This is a genomic window from Alkalibacterium indicireducens, from assembly GCF_039522005.1.
In the GTDB taxonomy this organism is placed as follows: Bacteria; Bacillota; Bacilli; order Lactobacillales; family Carnobacteriaceae_A; genus Alkalibacterium; species Alkalibacterium indicireducens.
Genome location: NZ_BAAADA010000102.1, coordinates 1 through 8529, shown reverse-complemented (window position 1 = coordinate 8529; position 8529 = coordinate 1). Strand labels below are relative to the sequence as shown.

The 8529-nt window shown below is 41.0% G+C and carries 9 protein-coding genes and 1 tRNA gene; 1 reads left to right on the top strand and 9 read right to left on the bottom strand.

Annotated features, from left to right (window positions below):
• Positions 1-85: 85 nt before the first annotated feature.
• From ABFX15_RS06235 to ABFX15_RS06225, 3 genes are all read right to left on the bottom strand, one after another.
• Positions 86-337 (bottom strand): DUF1576 domain-containing protein, encoded by a 252-nt coding sequence (locus tag ABFX15_RS06235; protein ID WP_346024606.1) that lies wholly within the window; start codon positions 335-337, stop codon positions 86-88.
• Between the two features lie 43 nt (positions 338-380).
• Positions 381-453 (bottom strand) — tRNA-Ala (locus ABFX15_RS06230).
• 107 nt (positions 454-560) lie between these two features.
• Positions 561-1349, bottom strand: a complete 789-nt coding sequence (locus ABFX15_RS06225) for a Cof-type HAD-IIB family hydrolase (RefSeq protein WP_346024605.1) — start codon at positions 1347-1349, stop codon at positions 561-563.
• Positions 1350-1586: 237 nt separating this feature from the next.
• Between ABFX15_RS06225 and rnjA the strand changes: the two genes are divergently transcribed.
• Complete coding sequence (gene rnjA / locus ABFX15_RS06220) at positions 1587-3257, top strand: ribonuclease J1 (protein WP_091478911.1); 1671 nt, start codon at positions 1587-1589, stop codon at positions 3255-3257.
• A gap of 58 nt (positions 3258-3315) precedes the next feature.
• Here rnjA and ABFX15_RS06215 read toward each other — a convergent pair whose 3' ends face one another.
• From ABFX15_RS06215 to mltG, 6 genes are all read right to left on the bottom strand, one after another.
• Complete coding sequence (locus tag ABFX15_RS06215; protein ID WP_091478913.1) at positions 3316-3951, bottom strand: response regulator transcription factor; 636 nt, start codon at positions 3949-3951, stop codon at positions 3316-3318.
• A gap of 13 nt (positions 3952-3964) precedes the next feature.
• Positions 3965-5008, bottom strand: a complete 1044-nt coding sequence (locus ABFX15_RS06210) for a sensor histidine kinase (protein ID WP_346024604.1) — start codon at positions 5006-5008, stop codon at positions 3965-3967.
• Positions 5005-5742 carry a cell wall-active antibiotics response protein LiaF gene (gene liaF, locus ABFX15_RS06205; RefSeq protein WP_346024603.1) on the bottom strand — a complete coding sequence of 246 codons (738 nt, stop codon included), beginning with the start codon at positions 5740-5742 and terminating at the stop codon, positions 5005-5007. The genes ABFX15_RS06210 and liaF overlap by 4 nt, the downstream gene beginning before the upstream one ends.
• A gap of 140 nt (positions 5743-5882) precedes the next feature.
• The gene (gene greA, locus ABFX15_RS06200; protein ID WP_091268695.1) at positions 5883-6356 is read right to left on the bottom strand and encodes a transcription elongation factor GreA; all 474 of its coding nucleotides are present in this window, start codon (positions 6354-6356) and stop codon (positions 5883-5885) included.
• Positions 6357-6514: 158 nt separating this feature from the next.
• Positions 6515-7153, bottom strand: coding sequence for a uridine kinase (udk, locus tag ABFX15_RS06195; RefSeq protein WP_091268691.1), 639 nt, complete (start codon positions 7151-7153; stop codon positions 6515-6517).
• Between the two features lie 80 nt (positions 7154-7233).
• Positions 7234-8319 carry an endolytic transglycosylase MltG gene (gene mltG, locus ABFX15_RS06190; protein ID WP_346024602.1) on the bottom strand — a complete coding sequence of 362 codons (1086 nt, stop codon included), beginning with the start codon at positions 8317-8319 and terminating at the stop codon, positions 7234-7236.
• Positions 8320-8529 lie beyond the last annotated feature (210 nt).

The window sequence follows — 8529 nt, the reverse complement described above, 5'->3', positions numbered from 1 at the left end:
CAAATGAGAACGACATTTACCACTTCAAGCTATCGCTTGACCGAAATTCATCTCCCACTTTCACTGGTGCTTCGCACCCATACGCTTAGAAGTGGGAGACTTCTTTCGGAATTACGTTAAAAAGCGTAGCGCCTACGTTTGAAAGTGCAAAATAATCGGTTGTCAGATTGGCTGGAGAAGTTAAGATCGTAATCTGTCCAGTGATGATTTCCTGAGGGGTATTGAATAAGAATGCCAGAGAAGCAAAAAACAGTGCCAGACTAAATAGAAAGCCATACTTCACATTCTGTGATATGACAGTGTATTGAGTAATATGCAGCTGGTTTTCAGATATCACATCAATTCCTCTTTCCTCAGCGTAGTTACGCTAGATGGTTGAATGGAGATAGACGGGCTCGAACCGACGACCTCTTCGCTGCCAGCGAAGCGCTCTCCCAACTGAGCTATACCCCCTGCGTCATACTTCCCTATTATTACTCATAGACCTTATTTTGTCTATAAGTTCATAGAAAAAAGGCTGGTTTCCCAGTCATTTTTCACAAGATTGACACAAAATCAAATCAAAGATAGCCCAATTTTTCAAGAGCCAGCTGAATCCCATTCTGACTACTGCTTGCTGTAACAAGATCAGCAACTTTCTTTACGTCGTCTTCCGCATTCCCCATCGCTACTCCTGTTCCAGCATTTTCAATCATCTCCAGATCATTAAACCCATCACCGAAAGCTACGATATTGTCATTGCTGATATTGAGTTGTTTCGCCAGACGCTCGATAGTCGAAAACTTGGATCCTCCAGCAGGCAGGACATCTACTCCTGTTTCGTGCCACCTTACAAATCTGAAATGATCGAACTGTCCCTCTTCATATAAAGAGGCTTCTTCTTCTGAGTAAAAGATCAGACACTGCACTAATGGGTACTTTTCGTGATAGTCATGATTCTGTTCCGGTACTGGAAACCCTACATGAGCCATCCCTTTCTCCATGCGTTCATTTGGCTGACTACTTCGTCTTCTTAGTTCATCTACCGTCTCATAGACCATCTGATGGCCATTATCATCAGCCATGGTAATTAGACGATCGAGCTCATCTTTGTTCAGAGAATTGGTATAGATTGAATCGTGCTTGTAATATGCGGCTGCACCGTTGCAGACGATATAGTTTTCAATAGCCAGTTCCTTAATGACTTCTGAAGCCATCGTGCGGTTCCTGCCAGTCGCAATAGCCACTTCGTAGTTTTCGGCCAGTTTCTTGACTGCCTGTCTCGTACTTTCGGGAAGCTGCTTATGTTCATCCAGTAGAGTGCCGTCAATATCGAATACGAATAGTTTCCTGCTTGTCATATCTACCATACACTTCCTTTTTTTACTGCTATTCTCTTACTATATACATAAAACTACATTTACTCAATGCTTAATTCGTAGTTTGTTTGGATGATGACGGCTTGCCTTCCTATACTTATTATTTTCATTATGGTAATATATTTATAGCAGTGGCTAGTACCCACTAAACAGACCTGATGAGATTTATCATATTTTTGTAAGTATTCATTAGCAAACTGAAATCAAACACTATAAGGAGACGTTTATATGAAACCAAATATCAAGAACAATGAAACGGCAGTCTATGCCTTAGGAGGACTGAATGAGATAGGAAAGAACACTTACGCTGTTCAATTCCAGGATGAAATCATTCTAATCGATGCAGGGATTAAATTCCCGGAAGACGACCTTCTGGGTATCGATTATGTCATTCCTGACTATAGCTACCTGATAGAAAATCAGGATAAAATTAAAGGGCTTTTTATTACACATGGACACGAGGATCATGTCGGTGGGATCCCTTTCCTTCTTAAACAGCTTAACATCCCTATATATGCTAATAAACTGGCCCTGGCTCTTATCAAGAATAAATTGAACGAACACAACCTGCTGCGTTCTGCTACACTTCACGAGGTCAACGAAGATACGGTCACTAAATTCAGAAAGACTACAGTATCATTCTTCAGAACCACTCACAGTGTGCCGGAATCATATGGTATCGTTGTAAAGACTCCGAATGGAAACATTGTACAAACTGGAGACTTTAAATTTGACTTCACCCCAGTTGGGGAGCCTGCAAACATCCATAAGATGGCTAAAATCGGAGAAGAAGGCGTGCTTGCCCTTCTATCGGATAGTACCAACGCTGAAGTACCAAACTTTACTAAATCTGAACAGGTAGTCGGTGATTCTATTCGCAGCCTTTTGAAAAAAATCGATGGCCGCATCATCTTTGCGACTTTTGCTTCAAATATTTCCCGTATCCAGCAAGTCGTGGAAGCGGCTAACAAGACTGGCCGAAAGATTGCAGTATTTGGAAGAAGCATGGTTAATGCGATGGAAACCGGTCAGGAGCTTGGATACATTCAAGCTGAAGAAGGCACCTTCATCCATCCGAACGAACTGAAACGCTATAAAGATAATGAAATGCTAATTCTATGTACCGGATCTCAGGGCGAACCGATGGCAGCACTGAGTCGAGTCGCAAATGGAACGCACAGACAGATATCCATTCAGCCTGGGGATTCAGTGATTTTCTCCAGTTCTCCAATTCCCGGAAACACTGTCAGCGTAAACCGTGTCATCAATCAGCTGCTTGAAGCTGGTGCGAATGTCATCCACGGAAAAATCAACAATATTCATACTTCTGGACACGGTGGTCAGGAAGAACAGAAATTGATGCTTCAACTGATGAAACCTAAATACTTTGTTCCTATTCACGGCGAACATCGTATGCAGAAAATACACGCTTCTCTTGCGCAGAAAACAGGCGTACCAGAAGAAAACTGTTTTGTTCTGGACAATGGTCAAATCGTCGCATTTACTGAAAACAGTGCAAGACGCGCCGGAGATTTTGACGCTAAAGATGTTTATGTTGATGGAAGTGGAATAGGAGACATCGGTAACGTTGTCTTGAGGGACAGAAAAATACTTTCTGATAATGGTCTAGTTGTAGTCGTCGCCACAATCGATCCTAAAAAGAAAGAAGTTCTTGCCGGACCGGATATTATCTCAAGAGGCTTCATTTATATGAGAGAATCAGAAGAACTCATTCAAAATGCACAGAAAATAGCCTATAAGAGCATCCGTAAGTCGTTCGAGCACAACACTGTCAATGAATTTAAAATGAGAAACGACCTGATCGAAGATATCAAGCAGTTCCTCTTTGCAGAAACTGAAAGACGACCAATCATCCTTCCAGTTATCTTAACAAATTAAAATAAAAGTGAGCGGACAATGATTATGTCTGCTCACTTTTTTTATTGTTTAAAATCGGCTACTCTTTGACCAGGTCATGTCTGAACGCATATATTGCCACCTGAGTTCTATCTTCCACATCCAGCTTCGACAATATATTTGATACATGCGTCTTGACTGTCTTTAGAGTGATGAAAAGCTCATCCGCTATTTCCTGATTGGTATACCCCTTGGAAATAAGCTGAACCACTTCATTCTCTCTGTTAGTCAGAAGTTCATGCGGATAATGCTTCAAAGATTCTTCTTTCTTCTCCTCCATGATCGTACTGACTTCGTCCTCGATATAATTATGCCCATTATAAGTATCTCTGACAGCTTTTGCTATTTCCTGAGCCGTAGATGTTTTAAGAATGTAGCCACAAGCTCCAGCCTGCATTGCCGGGTACACTTTTTCATCATCAATGAAACTCGTCAGGATTATAATTTTAGCCTCCGGCCATTGTCCCATAAGCTGCTGGGTAGCTTCCGTTCCGTCCATTACTTCCATAACCAGGTCCATTAGAATAATGTCCGGCTTCTCCTGAAGGGCAAGCTCTACTCCTACTTTTCCATTCTCGGCTTCACCCACCACTTCAAAATCATCCTGTACTGAAAAAAAGGATGACAACCCAAGACGTACCATTTCATGATCATCTACTAACAACAACCGTATCACATAGTTTCCTCCTCTATACTATTGGTACATTGATCTCAATTCGTGTGCCGACATTTTTAAGTGAAATGATTCTCACATTCCCACCCATGCCTTCGATTCGTTCTCTTATATTATGTAGTCCGTAACTGCCTGCTTTCTTATCTTCCACTTTAAAACCGACGCCATCATCGATAACACTTAACTGTACCGTATCTCCGTTTTTTGTCAAATAGACTTCCAGTTCCTTTGCTTTGGCATGTCTGAGTACATTGGACAACAGCTCCTGAATGATCCTGAAAAAGTGGTCTTCCATGGTCTGAGCCATTGTAATCGAATCGATTGAGTAGTGGATAACGATATCTATCTTCCCTCCCAGTTCCTTCAACAGCTGTTCTATCCCCTCCTTCAATGATTTACCGTCAAGCTGGATCGGTCTGAGATGAAGAAGCAGAGCCCTCATTTCGGTCTGTGAGGCATTTATCGTCTGTTCAACCATCTGGAGCTGTCTGATGATCGAATCAGGACAGTTATCTATCTGCTGATTCACTGCAGACAGCATCATTGAGGATGCGAACAGCTGCTGGCTTACTGAATCATGCAGTTCTCTGGCAATACGATGCCGTTCCTGCTCCAGGATTTCCTCTTTCGTTTCACTGCTCACTCCGCCGGATTCCTGAGCATTTCTTAAAGCCTGATCTGCCATGAACATCAGTTTTTCATGCAGGTTGAGAAACTGCCTGTCGACTTCTTCGCTCACCTGCAGCGGTGTATCCAATGAGTACATATTTAAAAAAATTGAGGCGGAATAATGACCTTGGCTCATCATTCTTAGTCCTTCTTCGACTTTCCTCAGTTTCTTTCTCTCAAAAGCTCTTAGATAAGTAAGCGTACTGACAGACAGAACAAATGAGAAAAGTATCAGGTAAACGATCAGCGAAATACCAATGAAATTCGCCTGGTAAAATACGCTTATCCACTGATTTTCTGATAGGAAGAGCAGAATGAAAATAGTTATGAATACTAAGGTAAACAGATACAGAATAAAAAATTTTGCCAGTAAAGATAGAGACTTTTTCATAAATAAATCACCTCTACTTCACCGACAAGCGTATTGGCCACGATCCTCAACTTTCTAAGTGAAGACTGATAATCCTTCGACTGCCACTTTATGGTTTCATTCTTGAGGTCATATTCTTCTGTATCGATAACCAGTTTTCCCAGAGTCAGACTGATATCTAGAGACAGCGCGACATCCTTGGGGACAATGACTTTTGTGTCTCCGAACCCTTTTCTGATGATAATAGTATTTTCTTTTTTGGGTAAAATAGTATTACCTAAATCAAAGAAAGTATCTCCCATCATCTTTGTAAAATTCTTGTCGTTCCACTCGAAAACTTTTTTTCCTTCCGAGTCGTCACCGAACCATCTGTTTCTCGTAAACTTCATTTCTGTTTCAGTCTCTTCATCCCATTCTACTGATATAAACTCCTTCTCATGCCAGTATTTATTTCTTCGAAATAAAGGATCCCTTATAGTACGTGAAAGTTTACTGTCAGAGTTGAACTCTACTATAAGAAACACACTGATAATGGCCCAGAAGGCACTGGTAAATACAAGTGACAAAGCAAAAAACACTACACTTGTCCAGAGCCACTGTGACTTTTTCCCGTCGTCAGTCCTTGAGAACTTGTATAGCAGGAGAAAGAACAACCCGGCAATAAAGAACAGGAGAAGCATCCACGTATTAAATAGCTGATAGAACAGCCAGACGAAAAGTAAAATCATGATCGATCTGTAAATTGAAGAACTCATGAGCAGCTCCCCTCCTCTTTGTTATAGTTACAGTATAACTAAATAGCAGCTTAATAGCACTAGCTTCAATGAAAAATCAGGCTCAGGTTGGATAAAAAAGGGCTGAAAGAAGAGGAAATCTCTCCTTTCAGCCCTGTTAATCAAAATACGTTTGTGATTTCAACTTCCATTGTTCCGCCAGGTGTATTAATCTGGACTTTGTCTCCGACTGTCTTCCCTAAAAGCGCCTGCGCTATAGGAGATTCATTGGAAATTTTACCTGAAAATGGATCTGCTTCTGCTTTTCCAACGATTGTGTACTCTTCCTCGATTCCGTCCGGCAGTTCTTTAAAGATAACTGAACGTCCAAGAGTGACTTCACCCTCCTTGGAGTTGGAGCTGTCGATGATCTGTGCATTCTGAAGCATGTTTTCGATCGTACTGATACGCCCTTCAATAAATGCCTGTTCATCTTTCGCAGATTCGTATTCAGAGTTCTCTGACAGGTCTCCGAATCCTCTGGCAATTTTTATTCGCTCAACGACCTCTTTACGTTTTACCGTTTTCAGTTCGTTCAATTCATTTTCTAACTTTTCTTTTCCTTCTAATGTCATTGGATAGACTTTTTCTGTCATCATTTCATTCACCTCATAAAAAATACTTTTATACCTTACTGTTTAGAATCAATTGTTAAAATAATTTAAGAAAGAGCTGTCAACTAATTTCTCAATGGAACTAAGATACCACGAACATATGACGTTGTAAAGCGTTTTTAAGAATTAAGCGACCCTAATCAAAGGGAACGCTCTTCAAATATTGTATGAATCTTTGTAGTCATTAAATCGATCGCTACCTGGTTTCTTCCCCCTTCAGGGATGATCAGATCTGCATATTTTTTCGTTGGTTCGATAAATTGAGCATGCATGGGTTTGACCACTGTCAGATACTGGTCGATGACACTGTCCAGTGTTCTTCCACGTTCTTCAATGTCCCTCTTAATACGACGAATGATCCTGATATCGTCATCTGTATCAACATACAGCTTGATATCCATTAGGTTTCTTAAGCGGACATCTTCAAGGATAAGTATGCCTTCCAGAATAATTACTTCTTTAGGATCCTGAGTGATTGTCTCTCCACTTCTCGTATGTTTTGTATAATCATACACAGGTTTTTCGATACTATTATAACCTAGTAGCTCGTTCAGATGATTGATCAGCAGGTCAGTATCAAAGGCAAACGGATGATCATAATTGGTTTTTAGTCTTTCTTCAAAACTTAAATGATCCTGATTTTTATAATAAGAATCCTGTTCCAGCATCATTATGGACTTCCCAGGGAAATAGTTGTATATCGCCTGACTGACACTGGTTTTTCCACTTCCAGAACCTCCTGTTACACCTATGACTATTGGTTTATGCTTATCGTCCATGCTTTAATTCCTTCCCTGTTTCTATTTAAATGGTTTTCTCAAGAAAAGCACTGAGCTCTTGTGAACTCAATGCTTTTTTATTATCTTAAATATTTGTTTTGATATTCAAGGTGCTGTTCGTATGTCTCAGAAAAATATATCTTCCTAGTAGATAGATCTGCCAGGAAAAACATGTAATCTGTCTCAGCCGGGTTCATACTTGCCCTAATGGACTCTTCATCCGGGTTATTGACCGGCCCAGGTCCTAATCCTCTGTGTTTATACAAATTGTACGGCGAGTCCACTTCAAGATCATCATATGTGATCCGTTCCTGGTGTTCTCCCAACGCGTAAGTGACACTCACATCGGTCTGAAGAGGCATGTTGATTTCCAGGCGGTTATAGAATACTCCTGAAATGAGTTCCCGGTCTTCATAAGTTATTCCTTCACGTTCTATGAAAGAGGCCATCGTAAGTATTTCGTGCACTGTGGTTTCTCTTTCCTCTATTTCCGCATAATACTGCTCCATAACTTGGTTCATTCTTCCAAGCATCTGGGTCACCAGTTCTTCTAGCGTAGTATCTGCAAATACTTCATAAGTAGCGGGGTAAAGGTAGCCTTCAAGTGTATAGAGCGTTTCTTCTCTCAGGTCCAGGGCTCCTTCAAGCAATTGAGGATACCGTTCCGCTGATGCTTCAAGAAACGCATCATCTTCTACCAGTTCGAAGAATTCCTCGATAGTATACTCAGTCTGATTCTCAACGACAATGGCTACCTGCTCGATCGTGTAGCCTTCGGGAATAGTTAGCCTGCCCGTTGACTCTTCTGTTATCGGAGTACCGCCTTCCTGCAAATAGGTGACGATTTCATCAGTCGACATTGATGGAGAGAATAAGTAGTACCCGGCCTGAAACCCTTCTTCACCCGTGAATCTCAAATGGTAATTGAAGACAAAGGCGCTTCGAATGATGTTGTTTTCTTCCAGAATACGTGCAATATCCGTTCTTGATGATCCGATGGGAATCTCAACAGGAACATCCTCATTGCTTTCAGCTTCCAGTGGTTCCAGGGAGGTCGTATAATAATGATACCCCGATACCACTAGTATAATCAGTAGTATGATTAATATAGAAACAATACTCAGAACAATTTTCCTTACTGTTTGAGTAGATTGTCTGTTGGGCATAAACTGTCCATCCTTTACCTGTGTAAGTTATCTCTATCATTATACACAAATTGCAATACAAGCGAAACATTTATTTTGGCTAGCTTGTGCCCATAAGCATAAAAGAGAGTTAACCAATATTTTGAAATTCAGTTCAATCGAGTAGGGGGTAAATAATTAATTTATTTACCGTCCTCTCACACCACCGTACGTACGGTTCCGTATACGGCG

Bases quoted from the DNA above. Each gene is read 5' to 3' on its own strand.
- liaF (WP_346024603.1), bottom strand. From the start codon at position 5,742: ATGAGTTCTTCAATTTACAGATCGATCATGATTTTACTTTTCGTCTGG.
- greA (WP_091268695.1), bottom strand. From the start codon at position 6,356: ATGACAGAAAAAGTCTATCCAATGACATTAGAAGGAAAAGAAAAGTTA.
- ABFX15_RS06210 (WP_346024604.1), bottom strand. From the start codon at position 5,008: ATGAAAAAGTCTCTATCTTTACTGGCAAAATTTTTTATTCTGTATCTG.
- mltG (WP_346024602.1), bottom strand. From the start codon at position 8,319: ATGCCCAACAGACAATCTACTCAAACAGTAAGGAAAATTGTTCTGAGT.
- ABFX15_RS06225 (WP_346024605.1), bottom strand. From the start codon at position 1,349: ATGGTAGATATGACAAGCAGGAAACTATTCGTATTCGATATTGACGGC.
- rnjA (WP_091478911.1), top strand. From the start codon at position 1,587: ATGAAACCAAATATCAAGAACAATGAAACGGCAGTCTATGCCTTAGGA.
- udk (WP_091268691.1), bottom strand. From the start codon at position 7,153: ATGGACGATAAGCATAAACCAATAGTCATAGGTGTAACAGGAGGTTCT.